Below are 22,167 nucleotides of genomic sequence, written 5' to 3'. Positions count from 1 at the left end.
GCTCCCTTAGAAACCGAAGAAGGTGCCGAGCGCGCCGCGCGGCAACGAGATCTGGAACGTCAGCTCGAATATCAGATAGAGCGCGAACGCCGCGCCGATCGCGGCGAGGGCCGGAACGAGCAGCGATCCGCGCTTGTGCCAGGCCAGCGCTGCGAATACATAGAAGGCAGAGGCCGGATACATCCCGATCAGCGGAATAATTCCGACAAAAACCGCGGCCGGGACGAACAATATTCCCAACCGCCTGAGTTCGCTTGGCCCGAGAATGACGGCCCGCGCGTGCAGCCAGCCCTGCACGAGATTGAACACACTGCCGGCCAGAATGACGAGACCGACGATAAACGGAAAGGTGCCGGACTCGACGCCGGAGGCAGACCAGCCGATACCATTGTCGAGGCTGGAGACGACGACGGCTGCGCCGAACGCCCCGGTGATGAGCGCCGTCGCCGCTTCCAGACTGCGTCCCGAGACCATGATCCCTGCTCTAGTTGGAGATCAGCCAACCCTCGTCAGCGGCAATCTTTTTGGGTGCGTTCGATGTCGTCCTTGATGAACTTGCTGAACGCCTCACCGGTCAGGAAGGTGTCGGTTTGCGACGTTCGCTCGATGTATTCCTTCCATTCCGGCGTGGCCTGCACCTTCTTCATCAGATCGACATAGAAGGCGGCCTGATCGGCGGTCACCTTTCCCGGCAGCCAGACTGTGCGGGGTTGCTGGAATTGCGGAATGGCAAGGCCGGATTCAACGCAGGTGGGGATGTCGTGCCAGTTTTGCGTTGCCGTGACCTTGGGTCCGTCAGGCAGACGCTGCGGGCTGAAGGCGCATAGCGGGCGCTGGGTGCTGCCCTTCCACTGTCCGATGCTTTCGCTGGGATTGTTGACGTGGGCGTCGATATGACCGCCGGCCAGTTGCACCGCGGCCTCGGCGCCGCTCTTGAAGGGAATGTAGACGAACTTCACCTTGGCCGCCTTGTCGATCATGCGGGTGAGGGTTTCATCGGTGTCCTTTGACTGTGCGCCCCCCATCTTGAAATCGCCCGGCGGCTTCGCGGCGACCGCTTTGAGAAAATCCTGCGCGTGCTGGTAGGGCGCATCCTGCTTCACCCAGAGCAGAAACTCGTCCTGCACCATCGCGGCAACCGGCGTGAGGTCGGTGTAGTTATAGGCGACCTTGGAGACCATCGGTTGGGTCCAGGCATTCGATGTGCCGAACACGATCTTGTAGGGATCGCCCGCCATGGCCTTGGTGTAGGTATAGCCTTCGGCGCCGCTGCCGCCGGCCTTGTTGACGACGACGATGGGCTGCTCGACCAGTTTATATTTGGTGATGATGTTCTGGACCGCGCGGGCAAAATTATCCGTGCCGCCGCCCGGGCCTGCCGTTGCAATGAATTCGATCGGTTTGGCCGGTTGCCACGCGGCATGTGCCGCTCCCGCGAGCCCGATTGCGAGACCGAAGGCGATCGCAGCGAATGTCGGCTTCTGAGACATCTAGTCCTCCCATGTATCTCTTGATTTGTTTTCTTGTTCTCGGCGCTTTCTTAGGTTGTTGCGTCAGCCTACTTCATCCCTGGCAAGCTCTGCTGCGGCAATCGCGCCTTCTCTGTGGAGCGCTGCAATTTCGTCGGCGTCAAAACCGTAAGCGCCCAGGATTGCACTGGTGTGCTCGCCGTAGAGCGGCGCGCCCGAGCGCACCTTGCCGGGCGTTTGCGAGAACTTGATCGGCAATCCAATCGTCTTCACTTGGCCGAGCGCGGAATGCTCGACCTCGACCACCATCTCGCGAGCGATCGTTTGCGGGTCGGCGAGGGCTTGCAGCATGTCGTTGACGGGCCCGCAGGGGACGCCGGACTCCTCAAGTGCAGCCAGCCAGTATTCGGCGGGCTTGGTCTTAAAGCGCGCTGTGAGCAGGGTTTCCAGTTCCTTCAAATGTCCCATTCGGTCGGCGCCGGTCGCAAACCGCGGATCTTGCGCCAGTTCGGTTACACCCAGCACTTCGAGTGTACGCAGCCAGTGCTTTTGATTGGCGCCACCGACCACGATCCACTTGTCGGCGGTTTCGAACGCCTGGTAGGGCGCATTGAGCGGATGGGCCGAGCCCATCGCCTTCGGCGCCACGCCGGTGGCCATCGCGATGGCAGCCTGCCAGTAGGTCTGGACAAGTGCTGCCTCGAACAGGGAGGTTTCGACCCATTGACCCTCGCCGGTTTTGAGACGATGGGCATAGGCTGCGAGAATGCCCATGGCCGCGAGAATTCCAGCAGTGATGTCGGACAGCGGCGTGCCGCATTTGACCGGAGGTCCGTCGGGCCGCTCCCCGGTGAAACTCATGATGCCGCTCATCGCCTGCGCCACCAGATCGAATCCGCGGCGATGCTTGTAGGGTCCGGTGCGGCCAAAGCCGGACAGCGAGCAGTAGATCAGCGCAGGGTGCGCCTTGCTGATTTCGGCGTAACCGAAACCGAGCCGGTCCATCACGCCGGGGCCGAAGTTTTCAACCAGAACGTCCGCCGATCCGATCAGGCGCCGCAACACCTTCGCGCCGCCCGGTGTCTTCAGATCCAGGGCAATGCCCTTCTTGTTGCGGTTCATCATCAGGAAGGAGGCCGCCACGTCGCCGATCTTGGGAGGAACCATGTAGCGGGTGTCGTCGCCGACCGGAATCTTTTCGATCTTGATGACCTCGGCGCCCATGTCGGCGAGCATCAGCGTGCAGGTCGGGCCTGCCATGACGTGCGTCAGGTCGACAACCTTCAATCCACTCAGAGGGCCCATTGTTTCTCCCGCAATCTTGTTGTTCTTGTTGCTTAGTCGCCAGTCCATTGCGGCTGGCGCTTGTTGAGGAAGGCATCCATGCCTTCAAGGAAATCCCGGCTTTGATAGCACATCAGGATCAGGTCCTCGTCTTCGCCTGGCTTTGGCTGCGCGCGAAGCAGCGCCTGCTTGGTGGCACGCAGCGTCAACGGTGCATGGCTCGCGACAAGCCGCGCCAATTCATCGGCCCGTCGTTCGAGGGCGGGGAGATCCTCCACGACTTCGTGCAGCAACCCGATGCCGGCGGCTTCCTGGGCTTCGATCAGGCGCGCGGTAAAAATGATCTCCTTGAGCCGCGTTGCCCCGATCAGGGCCGATAGTCGGCCGATATTGGACGCCGACAGGCAGTTGCCAAGCGTGCGCGCAATCGGAAATCCGAATTTCGCGGTCCTGGTGCCGATGCGAAGGTCGCAGCACGCGGCGATCCCGGCGCCACCGCCGGCGCAAACGCCGTTAATCGCCGCAATCGTCGGCACCCGGCATTGTTCGAGCGTGGTCAGCACGCGATCGATCCGGGCCTCGTAGTCGATAGCGTCCTGCGGGGTGTTGAACGCGCGAAACTGATTGATGTCGGTGCCGGACGCGAAGGCCTTGTCGCCTGCGCCGGTCAGGATCAGCACCTTGAGGGTACGATCACTGGCGGCGGCTTCGCATATCGCTGCGAGCCGCTCATACATGCCGAAAGTCAGCGAATTTCTCGCCTGCGGCCGGTTGAAAATGATCCGGCCGACGCCGTCGCGGACCTCGTTAAGCAGGTTTGTGTCGGGTGTGGCGTTTTCATTCATTTTGTTGACAGACCTCAGTTCGGCCGCAGAGGGCATTTTTGAATGCAAAATATGTCTTATGCAACAGGATTCTGTCCGAATTTGCTTGGTTCGGATCATTTTTGCATTCAAACTAGTTCCACCGAGTCCCCGAGGAGACCTCGATATGATGCATGACGAGGTGGTTTCCCGTCTCAGGCACGTCTTGACGGAGGGCGAAATCCCGCCGGGTGCGCGAATTCCCGAACGCGAGCTGTGCGCGTCGTTCGCGATATCGCGTACCCCGTTGCGCGAGGCGCTCAAGGTGCTCGCTGCCGAAGGGCTTGTCGTGTTGTTGCCCAATCGCGGATCGCGCGCCGCGAAGCTCACGCAAAAGGACGTCAAGGAACTGTTTGAAGTCTGTGAGGCGCTGGAGGCTGCGGCTGGCGAACTGGCGTGTCCCCGCATTTCCGATGAGCAACTGCGCGAAATTGCCGACTTGCAGGCGAACATGGTCGAACATTATCGCGCGCAGGATCTCTTGTCGTACTATCGGTGCAACCGATTGATCCACGAGGCCATTGTTCGCGCGGCCGATAACGCTGTGCTGGCCGGCTTCTATGAGTCGATCGCCGCGCGGATACGGCGGGCACGGTTCATCACACCGATGTCGCCTGAGCATTGGGCGCTCGCCATACAGGAGCACGAAGGAATCCTGAACGCGCTGCAGCGGCGCGATGCCCGCGGGCTCGCCCACATCCTGCACACACACCTGCGGCGAAAGCGCGAGGAAGTCGTTCAGGCCGGCTTCGCCGAGGGCGAGTGATCACTGAATTTCAAACGGCTGCGTTGGGTTGTATCTCTGCCGAACACGCTACGACCGCTACTGGCGCAAAGCGGCCATTCGGCGGGATCAGCACGTCGCGGAAGGGCCAACACCGGACATGCAGCGCCGCATCGTCGACCGTGTCGAGCCGAAGACCTCATTCTCCTTCGGAGCGCCGGGCGAAGGTCCCGGTGCATGCGGCACCATCCGTTGGGCATCGCCAGTGATTGACACCGGCTCCCGCTTCTGGTTTTCGCCCCATAGAGTGGGCTGAAGTACATGGGCAATCGCGTGGGGTTGATCCTTGGGGCGGTCCAATCGCGTATCGCCCTACTTTCATGCGTGCTACCTAGTTGGGTAGCAAAATGGTAGCAGGAAAAGCAGATCATGACTGACGATCAGGTCAATCTCGTCGTTCAGCACCTTTGCGAGCAATTGCACTTGGCGCTCCGATTGAAGGGCAGCGAGGCACATCCACCAAACGCCAAGGATATTGGATTCGATCCTGCCTCTGTAAGAACTGTATTGCTGACCGGCTTGCGTTCGGCGGGTGTCACGATCCACCACGAGGCAGCCGGGGCGGGCGAAGAGCCGCCGTGGTCCTAAACGCAAAACGCGGGACAGAAGCCCCGCGCCAATGTCTCAGTTGGGTCATTTTCGACCGACTTAGCCGGTTATCTCACCGGTTGATGTCCGTGTTGCCCCGGAAGCAGACCTGAAGCAGAAGGGGCGAATCGACTCCGGCAGCCGCCGCTGGGCCCTCGTGATGCCGCTAGTCAAATCGCACATGTGCAGCAAATGCTGCCGCACGCGGCGGTCTTAGATACGAAACATGTTGACAGGGCTCGGCTTTATTCGTCCTTCCATTTGATCGAGCAGCCAATAGACGCCTTTTGGTCAGCCGGCGCCAGACCGGTGGTCGCAATCGCGCGCATGGCCTCGACAAGCTCTCGGGGCGCCCCCGCGCGAGGCGGAGTTGTGCGGCCTTCGTCGAGCCGGCCGCGATACTTGAGCTTGCGGTCGGCATTGTAACCGAAGAAGTCCGGCGTACAGACCGCCCCATACGCCCGAGCGACTGCCTGGGTCTCGTCGTGGAGATATGGAAACGGGAAATCATGAGCCTTCGCGAAATGCTTCATACTCTCAAATGAGTCTTCGGGATAGCTCGCCGCATCGTTCGAGCAAATCGCCGCAAAGCCTATGCTCTCCGACATCAGCACGCGGGCGTCCGAAACCACGCGGTCGATCACCGCTTTAACATAGGGACAATGGTTGCAGATGAAGACCACGACCGTGCCTTTTTCGCCCGCAACGTCGTCCAGTGCGTAAGTCTTGCCGTCGGTGGCCGGAAGCCGAAACTCCGCCGCAGGCGTATCAAGAACGACTTGGGTAGCTGTTGTCGCCATATCGCACCTCCTTGTGCCCAATAAATATATGCTGACGACGGCCTGCCGGGGCACAGTTTCCAAAGCCGGCTCGCCAGTCGCGTCGTTTTGGCCATACGTCAGCCATTTCCGGTCGACCCTTAACAGCCGACACTTGGACGAGCGCGGGATTTCGTCGGTGTGGGCCACTTTCGGACAAACTTTGCTGAAGAGCCTTCAGGAGAGGCCCATCAATAATCAGCGCCAAGGTTATACCTTACAGCCGCTACCGACCGCCTCGCCACGCGGTCAGGCGCAGGATCCAACGCGGCACATTGATGCGGAAAGCTTCGTATTCCGCCCCGAATGATTTTTTTAGCGTCGGCTCCTCGTAGCCCACGACAAACAGGTGGCAGACGAGGCAGAAGACCGCGCCGTAGGCGAACAGCCGCCAATCGCCAAACAGGACCGCCTGGCCGAAATTGACGGTGGCGACCGCCACGTAGATTGGATTGCGCACATAGCGATAGAGGCCGGTAACGACGAGGTGTTGGGTCGGGGCGATCGGCGCTGGCGTGCCGAGCCCCTGCAGCGCGAAACGCCCGAATGAATCCACGAGCCCGGATACGCCGGCAAGAATTAGCGCGGAGCCGACGAAGCGCGTGAGCTCGACGCCGAGAAACGACAACCTAAACTCCCAGTGCGAAATCCACCACGGCACCACCCCGGCCACCACGCAGGGCACGAACACGAAGAAAATGGCGGTGCCTATGACGGCGGCGGTTCTTCGCATGGACACGATCCATTCTTTGCTATTATAGCGCCCCGCACCGGGAGCGTCAGGTCTGCCTTGGATCAACCCGGATGTGGAGGGCCGCTCGGCCTTGCCTGCCCAAGTCCGCTGTATCGAATAGGCGATTAGACCATGGCTGGTGCCGCGTCAGAGGTCTACGAACCCCTAAATCAATACAAGCCGGTGGCCCGAAACATTGGTATCGTGGACGGTCCTTTCGAGTATTTGACGACGGCCGGAGTAAGGCTTCCGTTGCCGTTTACTACTCGGATGACCGTGGTGCGGCTCGGCAACGGCGACCTGTTCATCCATTCCCCCATCGCATTCGAGCCTGCGCTCGCGGACCGCCTGCAGGCGATGGGCACAGTCCGCCACCTCGTATCGCCGAATCAGTTCCATTACGCGCACATTGGCGAGTGGTCGCGTGCGTTTCCGGGGGCGGTTGCCTGGGCCTCTCCGCGCGCACGCAAGCGTGCCCGCTCGCGGGGCATCGATGTGCATTTCGATAGAGACATCGGCATCGAACCGCCGGAGGAATGGCGCGCCGAAATTGATCAGACCGCCGTTCCCGGAGGAATTTTCGGGGAGATTGTTTTCTTCCACAAGGAGTCGAAAACCCTCATATTGGCTGACACCATCATAAACCTTGAGCTTGACATGATCAGGCAGCCATGGCGGTTCGCCGCCAAGCTGACCGGAATGTACTATCCGCGCGGCCAAATATTCTTCGGGATGCGGTTGCCGCTTCTTTTGCAGAAACGAAAGACGCGAGCGGCGGTCCAAAAAATGCTGTCATGGCAGCCAGAACGCATCATTCTCAGCCACGGGCGCTGGTTCGATTCGAACGCCAGTGAGACTCTGCAACGCACGTTCGGATGGGCGCTCTAGCCCGCTAAGAGGCCACTCATCCAAACGTGATCGAGTTTTTTTAAATAACAGGTTCCATCGAAACGATTTCCTCTTTTATTTCAACGGGAAGCGTAATGCGAGGCAACGTGCATAGTTCACCAGCGCCCATGTTTCATTGAACCTTGGGTCAAGCTGTCGAACGAACCTTCGTGGAAGGAAACCGGAGGTTTCCCATGAAGCATCTGATCATATCTGCAATTGCGGCTGTTGCCCTTCTCACTACTGCAACCACCATGCTGTGGTCGTACTCACCTTCGACCGAGCGTCATGCCGCCGGTACAGTCATAGATCATTGCAAGAACTTCCACAGCCTGGCCGGGACAAAAGCTTCCGAGCTTTTGCCTTACTAAGCGCTAACAGCCGCCAAAAAGGGGCTGCCATTTTCTTTAGAACCTGGTTTCCTTAGTTGCCGGAGAGTTCGTGTGATTCGCGGATGCTAAAATTAATGACAGTCCACAATGGAGGCTGCCATGAAAGCGTTCGATCGCGTACTAACGATGTTCGGTATTCTTCTTCTGATGTCCTTTCGTGCTGACGCTCACGATCCGTCAATGGCGCACCACGAATGGTTCAAGAGACAGGAAATGAACCCCGCCGCTCAACACCGGCTCGGTGTTCCGTGGAAATCGTGTTGCGATAACGGCGATGTATTCAAAACTCGCTTCCGCGTCGCAGACGACCATTCGGACCAGTGGCAATACCTCAAAGACGGCCAATGGAAAGTCATCCCACCCGACATCATCAAGGCTGACGACACCCCAGATCGCTTGCCCGTGCTGTTCATAAACAAGAGCACGGGAGACGAGCTCTGCTTCTTCGTGCCGCGCGGTGGACTGTGAGCTAAGGCACCTCAGAAATGGGGTGCGGGACTGTCACGTCCAAAATCTGTTCGTCATCGCTCGCACTTCAAGCTTTACCTACAAAGGCAAAGCTGTCGACGTCAAATGGGTTGGCCGCGAGCTTGACGTTCGCTACGTGCTGGAGGGTAGCGTCCGCAAGGCGGCAACCGCGTTCGCATTACCGGGCAGTTGATCAACACACAACTTCCAGGAACGGCGGCTAGTGGCGCAAAGTGGCCATCCGCCGAAATAGCGACGTCGCCTAAGTGGTGCCAATTGCGGACATCTCGCAGGCTCGCAGGAAAATTAATTAGGAGTACTTTCCATGATTGATGGGATCAGCGCGGTCACACTGGGCACCCACGAAATGCCGCGAGCTGTCCGGTTCTACCGCTCGCTAGGGTTTGAGGTCCTGCATGGCGGCGATGAGTCGTCATTCACTAGCTTTCGAGCAGGGACGAGCTATCTCAATCTCATCGCCCAGCCTGCCGGGCGGCGCTGGTTCTGGTGGGGCCGGGTAATCTTCTACGTTGCCGATGTTGACGCACTTTACGACCGTGCACTCGCAGCGGGATACCAACCAGCTACCGCGCCCCGCGACGCCGAATGGGGTGAGCGCTTCTTCCATCTGACTGACCCCGACGGCCACGAACTCAGCTTCGCTCGGCCTTTGCTCCCGGTTTCTGTCCAATAACAGCTCGAAGCGGCCTGCCGTTCCAAGAGGCGCTGGGAGAGCGTATGGTGTTCTGATTATCCGCTGAACCTGGGAGGCAATCATGCAGTTCAGGACAATCGGACTACTGTTGCTCGGCGCGATGGCGCTTCCTGCCGCCGCGACCGCACAAACCACCGCCGCTCCACCGGCAATTACACGAACAGTGATCGCCGCAACCAAACTGCCGACCGTCACGGAGGTGCCGCTCCATTTCAAAGCGGTGAGCATCACTCTTCAGCCGGACACGAAGAGCGGCGTCTCGGCGGCCAACGGCATCCTCTACCAGATGTCCGGATCGACCGAGGTCGCGCTCGATGGCGAGGCTAAAACGCTCAACGCCGGCGAGGGGCTGTTTATCGCCGGCGGAAAGACCGCGGCGCTAACGGCGGGCAGGGGAGGGCCGTCAATTTTTCTCCACTTCTTCCTTGTCCCCGCTGTGGACGTGGGTCGGCCTGTTGAGGCGGCACCTGCCGCCGTGACAGAATTATATCGCACAGCGAATCCGATCCCCGACCTGAAGCCAGGCGGTCATGATCTCAATCTCACACGAGTCATATTTCCGGCGCAGATGCCCTCCAACCCGCCACACCATCGGTCAGGAGCGGCTCTGTACTATATTATTTCCGGCACCGGAGCGAATACGGTCGACGGTAAGACGGAAGCACGAGGGCCAGGTTCCCTGATCTATGAACCGTACGCTCTCGTGCACCAATGGGGAAACCCAGGCAACGAGCCGTTGATATTCTTGGCCTTCAACATCAATCCGGAAGGTATGGCAGCCGTGCTTCCGGGCGCGCCAGCAAAGAATCAATAGCTAACGGCGAGCGGCCACCGCATCCGGAGCACCGTTCGATTCCACATGAATTGGCGAATTGAATCATGGTGGCAACGACCGATCGGACCGTCACCGTGTTCGGCGGAACCGGCTTTCTCGGCCGCCGCATCGTTCGGCATCTGCGCTCTCACGGATTTCCTGTTCGGACCGCGTCAAGGCATCCGGATCAGGGGCACAGACTGTTTGGTCCCGATGATCCGCAGCTTCAATCCGTAGGAGCCAACATTCACGACGAACGATCAGTCGCGGATGCGCTTGCCGGCGCCTACGGCGTTGTAAGTGCGGTTAGCCTTTACGTCGAGCACGGACAGGAGACTTTTCATTCTGTTCACGTCGAGTCTGCCCAACGGGTAGCGGCTCAAGCACTCCGTGCCGGTGTCGATCGACTCATTCACATTTCAGGAATCGGAGCCGATACGGCCTCACAATCACGGTACATCCGAAAGCGCGGCGAAGGCGAACTGGCGGTCCAAGCCGCCTTCGGCGATGCTCTTTTCGTCCGCCCGGCAGTGATGTTCGGACCGGACGATGCGTTTCTCACCGCCATCCTCAGGCTCCTTCGCCAGCTTCCGATCTATCCGATGTTCGGCCGCGGCCTGACCAGATTGCAACCCGCCTATGTGGAGGATGTTGCGGAGGCGATTGGCCGGACCATGCAGCGAGCGGAAACGCCTTCAAAGATCTTCGAGTTTGGCGGCCCGCGCGTCTACTCCTACGAGGAGTTGCTTGGAGCCATTACGCACCAAGCTGGACTTGCGCCCCGACTGATTCCAATCCCTTTTGCCGTTTGGCATGCACTCGCATGGGCCTCCGAAATACTCCCAAACCCGCTCCTCACGCGCAATCAAGTGGAACTGATGCAAATCGACACCGTGTCATCGCCGGAGATGCCTGGATTTATTGAACTTGGGATTTCGCCGCACTCGGTCGAGGCAATACTCCAGAAGATGCTCTTGAATTGCAGATGAAAGAGGCTCCTCGGTTAATCCTCTTCAACGGATGACGGGTGCGCGTGCTACATCCCTGCATTTCAGCCACCTGATGTCCGAGACGGGTTTTCAGAAGTAGGTCCGCGCAGTCGCAGAGTCCGCTTTACCTAGTGAATGGATGTCCTCGGTTCGACTGGTTAGTTCCGAAAGATGCCAATTCCAGACTCTTGCGCGGCGGCACACACGACGATTATTCGATCACCTCATCGGCTGCCACCGGCAGGGTTTGCGTCCCACGCGAGGCCGAACGCCTTCGCCGTGGTCGCGACGGAGTGACGGGCGTTTACCTTCTTCGAAGCGCGGAGTATCAATTTTGCAATTGTGGTGTGTTCTGAATGCATGCGTGTCGAATGTCGACTTGCATTGAACCAACCTTGGGGATCACGGAGGGCAACATGGCCAAGAAAGCGAAGAAGGCAAAGAAGAAGACAGCCAAGAAGAAAAAGAAGTAACCGTTCGACGAAAACCTTATGGCCTCCGGATAGCGTCTGAGGTCCGTTACACCTTCGCAACACGGACGGGCGGCAGCTTTCGCTTACAGAATATCCGCACAACAGTCAGGCCGGACCGTTATGCAAATGGCTGCTGCATAACGGTCCGGGTTTTCATTTATGCGAATAGGCTTTCGCCAAGAATGAAGCCTGTACACGCAGCCGCAGAGTCCGCTTTACCCCCGATGAACGGACATCGTCCGTTTGATCCGTGATTTGGGTCAAAAACTGACTTCTTAGGAACGACCGCTATTGGCTGCAAACCGGACATTCGGCCGGACCCGCTCCGCACGCGCATCAAAGAATGCACGTTGGCGTCATTCGAGCGGCCGCGTGGCGTCTCGTCCATCCGGATGCGATAGGGCGTGACGCCCGTGGTCCGGTCGGGCGGATCAGGCCCTAACCGGATCTCGGCTTTCACCTAGTCGTGAGTTGGGTCCGCTGCCTGCGCGGGTCTACATCAAGGGCGGGTTGATCGAAACGGCCTCTCGCGCCACGAGCGCCAGAGGACCTGAGTCGACAGTGCCAGTGCCCGACGGGGCCAGCGCCGACAGTGCCAGCGTCCTAGCGGCCAGAGAAAGCGAGCATCAACCTCCGCGCCCCACGCGGCGCAAGCGCTTGCGCCGCGAGTTGGGCGCGGTTGGTTAGTTATAGGCCGTTTTCGTCTGATGATCCTGTAAGCCTTCGCGAGCCTCTTGCGCGGTGGTGCGACGTGAATGTCATTGCCACGCGCTCGCCTGCTGTGGGTTCACTTGTCATGAGCGAAAGCATCTCATCGGTATTGCTCGATGCGCACCGCGCAAGAAGGCAAGGTCTCAACGCCATCGCGCAGCGACAACGCGATCGGCTTAGCGACGCCGTCGCCTTCGCTCGCGCCAACTCGCCCTATTATCGCGAACTCTATCAGGGTCTACCGGAGCGGATTGAGAGTTCGTCCGTGCTGCCGGTGGCTAATAAGCAAGAGCTAATGCGTCATTTTGACGATTGGGTCACCGATCGCGAAGTTAGTTTCGCGGCAGTGCGAGGGTTCGTCGATAACCCTGAGCTGATCGGGCAACGTCTCCTTGGCAAGTATTCCGTGGCGACCACTTCGGGCAGCACCGGGACACCTGGAATATTTCTGTTGGACACACACAATTGGACGGTCACACTCGCTTTTTCGCTGCGCATGATAATGGGCTGGCTTAACGCCAGCGACATGTTTCGTCTCCTCGTCCGCGGCGGCCGCGCGGCGTCGGTGCTGGCGATGGGCGGCCATTACATCGGCGCAACCAGCTTTGCTGCAATCCGCACAAAACGGTCGGCCCGACGATTACGGGCGCTTCCGGCGCAGGCGCCGTTGCGCAATCTGGTCGCCGAACTCAATCGGTACCGCCCGGCTCTGCTCATCGGATACGCCAGCGTCATGGCACTATTGGCCGCCGAGCAGGATGCCGGTCGCCTGCATATTCAGCCGGTGCTGGTTCTTCCGACCTCGGAAGGGCTTTCGCAGGACGGATACGACCGGATCGCAAGAGCATTCCACGCCAAGGTCCGGACCGTTTACGTCGCGACGGAATGCCTGTTCATGGCCATCGGCTGTGGACACGGTCGGTATCATGTCAACAGCGATTGGGTGATTCTCGAACCCGTCGATGCGAGCTATCGGCCGGTTCCGCCCGGCGAGGAGTCGCATACGGTCCTCGTGAGCAACCTCGCCAATCGCGTGCAGCCGATCCTCCGCTACGATCTAGGCGACCGCATCCTGCAACGGCCTGATCCTTGTCCTTGCGGCAACCCGCTTCCGGCGATCCGCGTGCGGGGTCGCACTGCCGACATCCTCACCTTCCCAACTGAACGCGGAGAGACAGTCGCAGTGCCACCGTTCGCGCTTGAGATCGATCATGTACCCGGTGTGGAGTTGTTTCAGATAGTGCAGACTGCGCCAACACAATTGCGCGTTCGCCTACATCCCGCAGCCGACGCTGACCCAAACCGGGTTTGGCGGGCGGTGCATTCCGAATTGACCAAGCTGTTGAATGAGCATGGGCTTGGTCACGTGTCTGTTGAGTTGGCCGCCGAACCGCCAGTTCCATCTTCCGCCGGAAAGTGCCGCACCGTCATCCCACTGGTTTCGAGTGCTTGAAGACTCATGAGAGCTTAGGCGGATCGCGCTGCTGCTAAGTGGCCCTAATGAGAGCCAAGGTTATGAAACTAACCTATACGGATTCACGGGATGGAAGGGTGATTATTGGGTTCACCGATGAGCGCGGTAAACACGAAATCGCTCTAAGCACAGTAGAGACGGCAGACCTTATCGGTGCGTTGAGGACCTCGTTAGAGGAGGCGATTGGAAGTCCGGCCGCAGACAGCATGGCCCTTCCCGGCATTGAACGAGTGCAGATCGTTGAGACTGCGGAAGAAGTGGTTTTCCGTGTTTATATGAATGATCGCATTTCCCATGATTATCCGATTCCGAGAGGGACCGTTCTTGCGGATGAGCTTCGGATGCTGGCAGACCGGATGGAGGCGCGCAATTCGGCAAAGGCCACACATCCATCGTCCGATGCCCAAAAGGGCAAACTGAATTAGCGGATGGCGCGTACTCACAAATCGCGACCGTTCTGCAATCTCTAAGTGATGTCTGCTTAGCTCCCACCGGCGGCGGAAAAGCGGAAATCGCGGGAGGTCCGGCCAGGGCCTTGTGTCACGAGCATCGCCGGTCCACACGGCGACGCGCAACTGTACTGGAGATGAAGGAGGGCCCTTCGGGTTCGGCGATCAGGTCGTTGATCCCAAGCCACCGCGAGCGGCTGTGGTCAAAAGCCACGGTCGTTAGCGTCGCGGAAACGCCGGGGCGATGATTCCGGCAGGCAAGATCGAGAGAGGCGAGCGCAAGCGAACTGCTTCTGAAGCGTCGAAATCGGATTAGGCGATGTCAAAACCGTGGGGTGACCCTTCCTGCGGGACAAGCTCGGAGGATGTCCTGATACCGACCGAGCGGCATCCGGCGTATAGGCAGCGCGAAGCTCGATCAGGCTCCGGTACGGAACGTGAGAACCTTTCCGACGATGCCAAGGGAAAAGGTGCAAGCGGCTCCCACCGCGAGGCCGAAAGTACCGATGCGTCGGAGAGGGGCGGACTGCCTCGTAATAGCGACGAAGGTCCTGTAATGGGGCTGGAGCGAAGGAGGTGGGTCATCGCCGCTGATGTGGGCCAACTGGTTCGCCGGGAGGAGCCCTTTGTTCAGTGGAAGGCGGCAGCCTTCGCGCGATGGCACGAGCCGGATGATGCGAGAGTATCCTGTCCGGATCTGTGAGGGGCTCGGGGTGAAATTCCCCGGGCCTACTCGGCATTCGGGTCATTTGACCCCGCGCCATTCACTTCCGGTCTGCCCTGCGCAGCAGACATAGGGCGCGTTCCTCGGCAGGTCTCAGCTCGGGTCGTATTCGGGGATGAGGCCCGACGGCTGAGACGGCCCGGTGAACCCCGGCGTCAACGCGAAGGGATCGGTCAGCAGCCGGATCAGGGCCGGGTCGCGCGCGGCCGCGGCCAACGTCGCCTGAGCGCTCGCCGCGGTGCCGCCAGACATTCAATGGCCTGAGCTGGCTTACCGTTCAACCGGTCCGCGATCTGTTGGATGGCCTGTAGGTCGCCTTGCTCTGCTTTCTCCGCCAACTTGCGATCTTTGCTCGCACGTGGCTCGTTCAGTGAATCCAGGCCTCAAGAACAACAGCCACCCCGATCCCAAACGCAAGAGAACCGGGCTCCGCACCCGGCTTTCCTGCAACGAATACTTCCCCACGCCAGATCAGGCCGATCTGTCAGCTGCTTTCGAATACTTCACGGGCGACGAACGGGTTTGCGCCGGCCTAATCAGGTCTGGCGCTGCGGCCGATAGTGCGGTCGACGTCGGCAACCGCCCCGTAGAGGCGCTGCCGCGAGAGCCAATGAAGGTCGTCCATGCGTTGCACGATTCCTACCACAACCGGCACGTGGTGGCGTCGCGCAAGCTGCTCAAGCGAGAAAACGGACCACCAGGCGCGAAAAGCGACTCGCGTCCAAACGCGCGCGTCCCAGCCGAGCAGGAGGACATCCGGCGCATACCTGCGCACCGCACGATTCAGGTTCCACGGGTACATGACGATGATGCCCAGGCGCACCGGTCGCGCACCCTCCCACGGAAAGGATCTTGCGACGGCGGCAAAGGCAAATACGACCGAGCGACGGGCCACGTTGCTGGCAACCAGCCTCTCGATGACTCTAGAGACAAGTCCTGTCTCCTTCACCTCCACAAACAGTTCAAGGTCAGTCGGCGAAAGAAGCGACAGTGCCGCATCGAGGGTAAGCGCATTCTCGACATGACGCGGCGGGTCGTGTGACACCACCAATGTGTCGGAATCCGCTGCAAGGCAGACGTCGAATTCGACACCAGATATTCTGCCGTCACGGGCGGCACGTGCGAACGCGGCGAGCGAGTTTTCACCCCGACCCGCGGACCATCCACGATGTGCAATAAGCTTCATGACGAGGTCCGTAAAGCCAAGCTGCGCGCGCCATGCAATCTCCCCGTAGAGAGAAATGTCAATCCGCGGCCAATCTCGCCCCAAAGCTGTCAATATTGGCACGGCCATGTCGCGCGCAACGTCTCGGGCGTTCTCGTAAATTGAACGCCGGACCCTGCGCGCTGGCATCTTCGGACAGCATCGCGGCTTGAGTTCGCAGGCGTTGCAGTCATGTTTGCTGGCGCGATAGAGCAGTGTTGCCCCATCATTCACGGGGGTTCCGGTAGAGGTTAGCATCTTGCCGGTTGGACAGACGTAGATATCGGCTTCCTGATTGTAGGCGAAGTCTTCGCGCGAGAATGTCCCATCGTCGCGGGCCGATTTGTCGAACACCGGAATGTGTGGCTCGATCGCGCGCTCGTTGACTAACCAACCCAGCATCTCGGCTGACCCAAAAGCACTGTCGGCGGCCAGGCGCTCGGGACAGAGCCCGAGGCGATCTTCGGTGCGCTCAATCATTGTGCGTGCCGCACCGACCTCGGCCTGCCGGATAGCTCGTGTCGCCTCGACATCGATGATGATCGCGGCCTTCAGGTCGATCATTGTCGGCGTAGGCAAAGAAGGCATGCCCTTTGTGAGCGCCGGTCCATTGTGCGGCCGGATCCGACTTGGAGATGAACTTCGGTACCGTCTCGCTGGCCGCGCCCCAAGCAGCCTCATCCAGGGTGTCGAGATATTCCCGGACGGATCGGCGCGTCCTGGCGATGGCCTCCCAGTCAACATCGTCCGACCCAGCGGCAGAGCGCTGCTTGTTGGCGGCAATCAGGCTGGCATCGACCGCAAAAGCGGCTCCCTCGACCAACCCTTCTGCCATGCAGCGCCGGACCACGGTGTCGAACAGCTTTCGCAGCAGATCGCAATCGCGGAAGCGGCCATGCCTATTCTTGGAGAAGGTCGAGTGGTCCGGCACATCGCCGTCGAGGCCGAGCCGACAGAACCAGCGGTAAGCGAGGTTCAGGTGAACCTCCTCGCACAACCGCCGTTCAGAAAGAATGCCGTAGCAGTAGCCAACCAGCAACATCCGGACGAGCAGTTCAGGATCAATCGAAGGCCGGCCAGTAGAGCTGTAAAATGGGGCCATGTGGCTCCGAACGTCTGACAAATCGACAAAGCGATCAATCGACCTCAGCAAGTGGGTGGCCGGAACGTGTCGCTCAAGTGAGAACTCATAGAACAGCGCCGCCTGATCGACCTGCCGCGGACCCATCATCGCTTCCGGTCTCCACCCTCGAGACCGAATGAATCAGCGAACTCCTTCCGCTTCAACAGCAGAGTTTTTCAACAAAATCCCTCCAGGAACGGACATCGCCAGACCGCTCCGGCAGTTCTGAAAAGTGCCAGGAACGGACTCATGCACCGCAGTAACTCGCGGCTCTATTCGATCACCTCGTCGGCGCTCCGGGACGCCGCCCCCGACGTGGATTACTGTATTGCTTCTCCGTGCAGCGCGAGGTCGAGACCTTCGCGCTCCGTGTCCTCCGTCACGCGGAGGCCGACAAACATCTTGACCACGGTGAGGATGATCAAGCTGGCGACGGCATCATAGACGAAGACGGTGGCGACCCCGATGCACTGATTGAAGAACTGACCCACGTTGCCCTCCAGAACGCCCGCCGTCCCGCCGTATTGTTCGACCGCGAATACCCCGGTCAGCAGCGCCCCGACGATGCCGCCAATCGCATGTATACCGAAACAATCGAGCGCATCGTCGTAGCCGAACGTGCGCTTCAACCCGGTACATCCCCAGTAACAGAAGACGCCCGCACCAATGCCGATTGCAAAGGCGCCGATGGGTCCCACGAACCCGGAAGCCGGCGTAATGGCGACGAGACCGGCGACCGCACCCGAACAGATGCCGACGACTGTAGGCTTGCCGCGCAGCGTCCATTCCACCACCATCCAGGTGAAGGCCGCGACGGCTGTGGCAATCTGGGTCACCAACATTGCCATTCCAGCCTGCATGCCGGCCGTGACAGCAGAGCCGGCGTTGAAACCGAACCAGCCGACCCAAAGGAGAGAGGCGCCGATGAAGGTGAGCACCATGTTGTGCGCCGGCCCCGTCTCGCGGCGCTTGCCGAGCATTAGGGCGCACATAAGCCCGGCCACGCCGGCGTTGATGTGCACGACGGTGCCGCCGGCGAAATCGAGCACTTTCACCCATGCGGCGTTGTTGCCGGCAGCCAGGAACCCGTCAGGTCCCCAGACCCAGTGCGCAATCGGCGCATAGACGAAAATCGCCCACAGGCCGATGAACCAAAGCATGGCGGAGAATTTCATGCGCTCGGCAAACGCGCCAGCGATGAGTGCCGGCGTAATGATGGCAAACGTCATCTGAAAGCAGATGTACACGCTTTCGGGGATGGTCGCGGCGAGCGGATTGGGATTGCCAATACCTCCCTTGCCGATGTCGCTCAGGATGTCCTTGAGAAACATGCGATCCAAGCCGCCGACAAAGGGCGTGCCGGCGCGAAACGCCATGCTGTAGGTCAGGAGCGCGAAAAGAATCGTGACGAGGCACGTGACGGCAAAGCTGGTCATCACTGTGTCGCCAGCGTTCTTCTTGCGCACCAAGCCGCCATAGAACAGCCCAAGCCCCGGGATTGTCATCATCAATACGAGTGCAACAGACGTGAGCATCCACGCGGTGTCGCCGGAATTGGGAGTACACTTTTCCAGAACCTTGCCGCCGCAGACTGGCGGGGCCGCGTCTTGCGCGAGTGCGATGTCACCGAATGCAAGACAGAGAAGCGCGGTCCCCAAGAGAGCCGTCACGAATAGCACGAGTCTTTGGCGCGCGTTTGTCCCGGACCCCATTGTCTCCCTCCTGGTCGCAAGAGGTGTCGGTGAAAGCTTATGCAGCCGCTTCGTCCGTCTCTCCGGTGCGAATGCGAACGGCGCGCTCGACTGGCGAAACGAAGATCTTGCCGTCGCCCACCTCTCCGGTTCTTGCGGCATTTTGTATCGCCGCAATAACCCTGTCTGCCTGCTCAGAGGTGACCACAAGATCAATCCTGACCTTCGGCACAAAGTTCACGGCATACTCGGCGCCGCGATAAATCTCCGTGTGTCCCTTTTGTCGGCCGAATCCCTTGACCACGGTCACGGTCATGCCCTGCACGCCGAGAACCGTCAGCGCGCCAAGCACCTCGTCGAGCTTGAATGGCTTGATAATGGCGGTGACTAGCTTCATGGCTTACCTGCCTTTCCCTGATGCCTAGCCAGGGTTGGACAACGCCAATGACAATTTCCGCATCCACTTTTTTAGTCAAGTTTAATCAAGACTCATGCCATTGGCAGCCCGCGGGTAACCCACTGAAACACAATCGATTCCAGCTCACCAGCTCGGAACGGTTTTGTCTTTTGCCATTTCTGATGGCAATCCGCGTCTATAAAAGGGGCAGGGTCCTGCGGCCATCGAGCCTAGCGCCGTCTGCCCCTCCTTCCGTTCCGGGTCAAAAGCTGCCCTCTGGCGAACGACCGCTTTCGCGCAAAGCGGACGTTCGGCCAAACGCTGACGTCGGTTAAGTGCCACTAAGCGGAAGTGAATACACTCATTCGATCACCTCGTCGGAGAGCGACAGCAAGGTCGGAGGTATGGCTATGCCGAGAGCTTTGGCGATCTTAGCGCGCTCGGCCGGAGCCATCTGCGTCACAATCGGCGAAATCCTCCGAGCATTTACGCCCAATGAATGCGCCAACTATTCCGAAGCTCAGGCTAGGCCAATCCTAAAAGCATCATGCCCTAGTCTTCGTCCGGCTCGCGCACGACCGGCGGTTCGTCGGCGCCGTCCTCTTCCTCGTCCTCTTCGTCTTCATTAGGATCTCGGGGCGGCATCGTGTTGCCCATGATCACGAAGGGACTCCAGCCGATCAACCTGGTGGAAAATTCATCGGGGATGTGTGCGGTCATGTTGTTGCTCCTCGGATGTGGACCCCCCTTCTGCTCCGGTTTCTGCATGGACGGGTTAGCGCCGCACCTAGGGTTTTCACACAGCGAGGGTCATTTTCGATGCTTCGACGGGCGTCGATGACTTCAGATATTCACCGACGAGCAGACATTTTCAGCTTTCGTTAGCATGTCTCAAAGGTGCCGTCTCCGGAAGTGCACATGCGTAAGCCACACCATCCTGCGTTCGCGCCTAGTCCTACTCTAGTGCCTCTATAGGCGCGATCCGTTCGTCGTGTGTTCATGGCGGACTAGAGTCCATTGATCCAGATCAAGGGTTGGCCGACCCCTTGGGGGGCCATATACGCCTCGGGGCTGGGCACGGATATGATGGCGCGGCCGACGGTCGTGATCGTGGTCGATGACAATGCGGGCCTTCTGAAGAGCGTGGCGCGGCTGTTAGCGCACCACGGCATCGAGAGCCGTACGTTCGCCTCGGCCGAGGCGTTGCTTGAGAGCGACAGCGTGCAGACGGCAACCTGCTTGCTGCTTGACATTCATCTCGGGGGAATTTCGGGAATTGAGCTGCAGCGGCGGCTTGCGGCATCAGGATCGAAGCGGCCCGTCATCTTCATGACCGCGAGCGACGACGAGGCCACGCGCAATGAGGCGATGGATGCCGGATGCATCGCCTATTTGCGCAAGCCGTTCGCAGGTCAGGTTCTGCTGGCCATTGGGAAAGCTGTGGCCTAACCGGCGCGGCGCAGCAAGAGCACGCGGGGTCATCACGTCCGAGTTGGATCATTCGCGTCGGTTGACCGGACCACGGCGACTTCCATTCTACCCCAGTGAACGGACATTCTCAGGATAGGCGGGCATGTCTCCAAGGCTGGATTATGGCCCGCCACGCGGCCCTGCCGATTCTTACGGCCGAACCCGGCCTCACCCATTATCTTGAGGAAATCCGGCGGTTCCCGATGTTGGAGCGCCAGGAAGAATACATGTTAGCCAAGCGATGGCGCGAGCACGGCGATCGCGACGCGGCACACAAGCTGGTCACCAGCCATCTGCGGCTCGTAACCAAGATCGCCAGGGACTACCAGGGACTATCGCGGCCACGGCCTGCCGATCTCCGAGGCGATCTCCGAGGGCAATGTCGGCCTGATGCAGGCGGTCGAGCGCTTCGAGCCGGAGAAGGACTTCCGGTTCACCACCTACGCCGTGTGGTGGATCAAAGCGGCGATCCAGGAATACATCCTGCGGTCGTGGTCGCTGGTGAAGATGGGCACCACGGCCAACCAGAAGAAGGTGTTCTTCAACCTGCGCAAGGCCCAGAGCAAAATCTCCATCCCTGAGGGAGAAGTAAATGCCACTGGGGCCGCAAAATCAGGGGCAGCCGACATCAACTATTTTGAGGATAATCCACGTCCGCTCCGGAGCGCTTAACGGACTCAACTGAGACATCGCGCTACGTCCGAAATGTGCCCAGATTCGGACTCATGCACGGCAGCAAACAACTAAAATTATTCGATCACTTCGTCGGCGCCGGCGAACAGAAAATGCGAGATTGTGATCTCGCCGAATTGGCCCGCGTGAAGAGAGTAGATTTCCCGAAAGCGATTTGCGCATGAGCGACAGTGATCACCCCAAAGCTCTGCGCCCTCTCGTTGACGACGAAGGTCAATTAAGCGTCCTTTCAGCAGATTGCAGTGGTGAACTCATTCATGGTGTCCGTCCGTCCTTGCGGTGCTCGTTCATTGGTTGAAAATGGACGCACAGAAGACCTACGTCCTCTGGCTGAATCGGAACACCGAGGAGCAGGCATTCAGCGGCCGAGGGGCCCGTGCTCGGCAGGTTGCCGCATATCTCTCTGCCGAAGTACGTGCAGTCCGGGCAGACACCGAAGCGCCGATGCGCCCCACTCGTAGCTAGAGTGGACAACACTTGGTGCAGGGCGCGACGCATCGCAGTTCGCTCTGTCGCGTCGAGCGAGTCCACGGCGCGCACCAGAACTTCGAACGGATCGCGTGCAAGCGCTTTTTTGCCCTTGCTCGTCAGTCGCAGACTTACGCTTCGTCCGTCCGTCTTGAATGGCTGTCGGACCAAGTATCCACCGGCTTCAAGCGCCTTAATGGCTTGTGTCGCGGTGCCGCGGGTTGTCGCTTGAAATTCCGCGAATGCCGACGGGGTCCGCGAGAACGGGTTGGCACGGGCGAAGAAGCGGAGCGCCATCCATTGGGCCGGACTGAGCTCGCCGTCATAGCCCTCAGCTTGTACCAGCCGTCCCGCCTGCAGCAGGAGCTCTGCCGTTTCGCGCGCTGACATGTTTGCCTCTTTGAGATAATAGCGTTTCGAAATTAACTTGACAACCCGATTGGATGCCAGATAATTTTGTTTCGAAACTAGTTTGAGGGCTGATC

Annotated in this window: 22 protein-coding genes and 3 pseudogenes; 12 read left to right on the top strand and 13 right to left on the bottom strand. The window is 59.6% G+C overall.

Annotated features, from left to right (window positions below; translation table 11 throughout):
* Positions 1-6 precede the first annotated feature (6 nt).
* The 4 genes from IVB05_RS33870 to IVB05_RS33855 form a co-directional block, all read right to left on the bottom strand.
* Positions 7-474 (bottom strand): tripartite tricarboxylate transporter TctB family protein, encoded by a 468-nt coding sequence (locus IVB05_RS33870; protein WP_247780328.1) that lies wholly within the window; start codon positions 472-474, stop codon positions 7-9.
* A gap of 35 nt (positions 475-509) precedes the next feature.
* A complete protein-coding gene (locus IVB05_RS33865) occupies positions 510-1,490 on the bottom strand; it encodes a tripartite tricarboxylate transporter substrate-binding protein (RefSeq protein ID WP_247780327.1) in 981 nt (326 codons plus the stop codon).
* 63 nt (positions 1,491-1,553) lie between these two features.
* On the bottom strand, positions 1,554-2,774 hold the full coding sequence (locus tag IVB05_RS33860) for a CoA transferase (RefSeq protein ID WP_247780326.1): 1,221 nt from the start codon (positions 2,772-2,774) through the stop codon (positions 1,554-1,556).
* Positions 2,775-2,806: 32 nt separating this feature from the next.
* Positions 2,807-3,598 carry an enoyl-CoA hydratase/isomerase family protein gene (locus tag IVB05_RS33855; RefSeq protein ID WP_247780325.1) on the bottom strand — a complete coding sequence of 264 codons (792 nt, stop codon included), beginning with the start codon at positions 3,596-3,598 and terminating at the stop codon, positions 2,807-2,809.
* Between the two features lie 145 nt (positions 3,599-3,743).
* Between IVB05_RS33855 and IVB05_RS33850 the strand changes: the two genes are divergently transcribed.
* Positions 3,744-4,382 (top strand): GntR family transcriptional regulator, encoded by a 639-nt coding sequence (locus IVB05_RS33850; RefSeq protein ID WP_247780324.1) that lies wholly within the window; start codon positions 3,744-3,746, stop codon positions 4,380-4,382.
* A 387-nt stretch (positions 4,383-4,769) separates the two neighbouring features.
* The gene (locus IVB05_RS33845) at positions 4,770-4,988 is read left to right on the top strand and encodes a hypothetical protein (RefSeq protein WP_247780323.1); all 219 of its coding nucleotides are present in this window, start codon (positions 4,770-4,772) and stop codon (positions 4,986-4,988) included.
* Between the two features lie 245 nt (positions 4,989-5,233).
* Here the strand turns inward: IVB05_RS33845 and IVB05_RS33840 are convergent, their stop codons facing one another.
* Entirely contained in the window at positions 5,234-5,788 is a 555-nt protein-coding gene (locus IVB05_RS33840; protein WP_247780322.1) for a thioredoxin family protein, read from the bottom strand.
* Between the two features lie 244 nt (positions 5,789-6,032).
* Positions 6,033-6,539: an isoprenylcysteine carboxylmethyltransferase family protein gene (locus IVB05_RS33835; protein ID WP_247780321.1), complete on the bottom strand. Its 507-nt coding sequence runs from the start codon at positions 6,537-6,539 to the stop codon at positions 6,033-6,035.
* Between the two features lie 132 nt (positions 6,540-6,671).
* Here IVB05_RS33835 and IVB05_RS33830 point away from each other — a divergent pair, with 132 nt between their 5' ends.
* The 8 genes from IVB05_RS33830 to IVB05_RS33795 all read left to right on the top strand — a co-directional run bounded on the left by IVB05_RS33830 (position 6,672) and on the right by IVB05_RS33795 (position 13,888).
* Positions 6,672-7,427: a DUF4336 domain-containing protein gene (locus IVB05_RS33830; protein ID WP_247780320.1), complete on the top strand. Its 756-nt coding sequence runs from the start codon at positions 6,672-6,674 to the stop codon at positions 7,425-7,427.
* 194 nt (positions 7,428-7,621) lie between these two features.
* On the top strand, positions 7,622-7,798 hold the full coding sequence (locus IVB05_RS33825; RefSeq protein WP_247780319.1) for a hypothetical protein: 177 nt from the start codon (positions 7,622-7,624) through the stop codon (positions 7,796-7,798).
* Between the two features lie 120 nt (positions 7,799-7,918).
* The gene (locus tag IVB05_RS33820) at positions 7,919-8,287 is read left to right on the top strand and encodes a hypothetical protein (protein ID WP_247780318.1); all 369 of its coding nucleotides are present in this window, start codon (positions 7,919-7,921) and stop codon (positions 8,285-8,287) included.
* Positions 8,288-8,612: 325 nt separating this feature from the next.
* Complete coding sequence (locus tag IVB05_RS33815; RefSeq protein WP_247780317.1) at positions 8,613-8,981, top strand: VOC family protein; 369 nt, start codon at positions 8,613-8,615, stop codon at positions 8,979-8,981.
* A gap of 82 nt (positions 8,982-9,063) precedes the next feature.
* A complete protein-coding gene (locus IVB05_RS33810; RefSeq protein ID WP_247780316.1) occupies positions 9,064-9,816 on the top strand; it encodes a cupin domain-containing protein in 753 nt (250 codons plus the stop codon).
* A 65-nt stretch (positions 9,817-9,881) separates the two neighbouring features.
* Entirely contained in the window at positions 9,882-10,805 is a 924-nt protein-coding gene (locus tag IVB05_RS33805) for a complex I NDUFA9 subunit family protein (protein ID WP_247780315.1), read from the top strand.
* Between the two features lie 1,224 nt (positions 10,806-12,029).
* A complete protein-coding gene (locus IVB05_RS33800; RefSeq protein WP_247780314.1) occupies positions 12,030-13,442 on the top strand; it encodes a phenylacetate--CoA ligase family protein in 1,413 nt (470 codons plus the stop codon).
* A 62-nt stretch (positions 13,443-13,504) separates the two neighbouring features.
* Complete coding sequence (locus tag IVB05_RS33795) at positions 13,505-13,888, top strand: hypothetical protein (RefSeq protein ID WP_247780313.1); 384 nt, start codon at positions 13,505-13,507, stop codon at positions 13,886-13,888.
* Positions 13,889-14,738: 850 nt separating this feature from the next.
* Here the strand turns inward: IVB05_RS33795 and IVB05_RS33790 are convergent.
* From IVB05_RS33790 to IVB05_RS33765, 6 genes and pseudogenes are all read right to left on the bottom strand, one after another.
* Positions 14,739-14,888, bottom strand: a pseudogene (locus tag IVB05_RS33790) (saccharopine dehydrogenase); the annotation flags it as partial.
* A 280-nt stretch (positions 14,889-15,168) separates the two neighbouring features.
* Positions 15,169-15,822, bottom strand: coding sequence for a glycerophosphodiester phosphodiesterase (locus IVB05_RS33785; protein WP_247787221.1), 654 nt, complete (start codon positions 15,820-15,822; stop codon positions 15,169-15,171).
* 102 nt (positions 15,823-15,924) lie between these two features.
* Positions 15,925-17,071, bottom strand: a pseudogene (locus IVB05_RS33780) (IS1182 family transposase); the annotation flags it as partial.
* Positions 17,072-17,283: 212 nt separating this feature from the next.
* Positions 17,284-18,675: an ammonium transporter gene (locus IVB05_RS33775; protein ID WP_247780312.1), complete on the bottom strand. Its 1,392-nt coding sequence runs from the start codon at positions 18,673-18,675 to the stop codon at positions 17,284-17,286.
* A gap of 37 nt (positions 18,676-18,712) precedes the next feature.
* Positions 18,713-19,051 (bottom strand): P-II family nitrogen regulator, encoded by a 339-nt coding sequence (locus IVB05_RS33770; protein WP_247780311.1) that lies wholly within the window; start codon positions 19,049-19,051, stop codon positions 18,713-18,715.
* Positions 19,052-19,603: 552 nt separating this feature from the next.
* Positions 19,604-19,771 (bottom strand): hypothetical protein, encoded by a 168-nt coding sequence (locus IVB05_RS33765; protein ID WP_247780310.1) that lies wholly within the window; start codon positions 19,769-19,771, stop codon positions 19,604-19,606.
* A 363-nt stretch (positions 19,772-20,134) separates the two neighbouring features.
* Between IVB05_RS33765 and IVB05_RS33760 the strand changes: the two genes are divergently transcribed.
* The gene (locus tag IVB05_RS33760; protein ID WP_247780309.1) at positions 20,135-20,500 is read left to right on the top strand and encodes a response regulator; all 366 of its coding nucleotides are present in this window, start codon (positions 20,135-20,137) and stop codon (positions 20,498-20,500) included.
* Between the two features lie 143 nt (positions 20,501-20,643).
* Positions 20,644-21,112: pseudogene (locus IVB05_RS33755) on the top strand (sigma-70 family RNA polymerase sigma factor); the annotation flags it as partial.
* A gap of 357 nt (positions 21,113-21,469) precedes the next feature.
* Here IVB05_RS33755 and IVB05_RS33750 read toward each other — a convergent pair.
* Positions 21,470-22,072, bottom strand: a complete 603-nt coding sequence (locus IVB05_RS33750) for a MarR family transcriptional regulator (RefSeq protein ID WP_247780308.1) — start codon at positions 22,070-22,072, stop codon at positions 21,470-21,472.
* Positions 22,073-22,167 lie beyond the last annotated feature (95 nt).

The sequence above is a fragment of the Bradyrhizobium sp. 170 genome, assembly GCF_023101085.1.
In the GTDB taxonomy this organism is placed as follows: Bacteria; Pseudomonadota; Alphaproteobacteria; order Rhizobiales; family Xanthobacteraceae; genus Bradyrhizobium.
This window is presented reverse-complemented; position numbering and strand designations above follow the sequence as displayed.

Excerpts from the sequence above, each read along its gene's own strand:
- IVB05_RS33830 (WP_247780320.1), top strand. The coding sequence starts at position 6,672 with ATGGCTGGTGCCGCGTCAGAGGTCTACGAACCCCTAAATCAATACAAG.
- IVB05_RS33835 (WP_247780321.1), bottom strand. The coding sequence starts at position 6,539 with ATGCGAAGAACCGCCGCCGTCATAGGCACCGCCATTTTCTTCGTGTTC.
- IVB05_RS33770 (WP_247780311.1), bottom strand. The coding sequence starts at position 19,051 with ATGAAGCTAGTCACCGCCATTATCAAGCCATTCAAGCTCGACGAGGTG.
- IVB05_RS33840 (WP_247780322.1), bottom strand. The coding sequence starts at position 5,788 with ATGGCGACAACAGCTACCCAAGTCGTTCTTGATACGCCTGCGGCGGAG.
- IVB05_RS33825 (WP_247780319.1), top strand. The coding sequence starts at position 7,622 with ATGAAGCATCTGATCATATCTGCAATTGCGGCTGTTGCCCTTCTCACT.
- IVB05_RS33820 (WP_247780318.1), top strand. The coding sequence starts at position 7,919 with ATGAAAGCGTTCGATCGCGTACTAACGATGTTCGGTATTCTTCTTCTG.
- IVB05_RS33865 (WP_247780327.1), bottom strand. The coding sequence starts at position 1,490 with ATGTCTCAGAAGCCGACATTCGCTGCGATCGCCTTCGGTCTCGCAATC.
- IVB05_RS33775 (WP_247780312.1), bottom strand. The coding sequence starts at position 18,675 with ATGGGGTCCGGGACAAACGCGCGCCAAAGACTCGTGCTATTCGTGACG.
- IVB05_RS33760 (WP_247780309.1), top strand. The coding sequence starts at position 20,135 with ATGATGGCGCGGCCGACGGTCGTGATCGTGGTCGATGACAATGCGGGC.
- IVB05_RS33785 (WP_247787221.1), bottom strand. The coding sequence starts at position 15,822 with ATGAAGCTTATTGCACATCGTGGATGGTCCGCGGGTCGGGGTGAAAAC.
- IVB05_RS33795 (WP_247780313.1), top strand. The coding sequence starts at position 13,505 with ATGAAACTAACCTATACGGATTCACGGGATGGAAGGGTGATTATTGGG.
- IVB05_RS33860 (WP_247780326.1), bottom strand. The coding sequence starts at position 2,774 with ATGGGCCCTCTGAGTGGATTGAAGGTTGTCGACCTGACGCACGTCATG.
- IVB05_RS33845 (WP_247780323.1), top strand. The coding sequence starts at position 4,770 with ATGACTGACGATCAGGTCAATCTCGTCGTTCAGCACCTTTGCGAGCAA.
- IVB05_RS33750 (WP_247780308.1), bottom strand. The coding sequence starts at position 22,072 with ATGTCAGCGCGCGAAACGGCAGAGCTCCTGCTGCAGGCGGGACGGCTG.
- IVB05_RS33805 (WP_247780315.1), top strand. The coding sequence starts at position 9,882 with ATGGTGGCAACGACCGATCGGACCGTCACCGTGTTCGGCGGAACCGGC.
- IVB05_RS33765 (WP_247780310.1), bottom strand. The coding sequence starts at position 19,771 with ATGACCGCACACATCCCCGATGAATTTTCCACCAGGTTGATCGGCTGG.
- IVB05_RS33855 (WP_247780325.1), bottom strand. The coding sequence starts at position 3,598 with ATGAATGAAAACGCCACACCCGACACAAACCTGCTTAACGAGGTCCGC.
- IVB05_RS33815 (WP_247780317.1), top strand. The coding sequence starts at position 8,613 with ATGATTGATGGGATCAGCGCGGTCACACTGGGCACCCACGAAATGCCG.
- IVB05_RS33810 (WP_247780316.1), top strand. The coding sequence starts at position 9,064 with ATGCAGTTCAGGACAATCGGACTACTGTTGCTCGGCGCGATGGCGCTT.
- IVB05_RS33870 (WP_247780328.1), bottom strand. The coding sequence starts at position 474 with ATGGTCTCGGGACGCAGTCTGGAAGCGGCGACGGCGCTCATCACCGGG.
- IVB05_RS33850 (WP_247780324.1), top strand. The coding sequence starts at position 3,744 with ATGATGCATGACGAGGTGGTTTCCCGTCTCAGGCACGTCTTGACGGAG.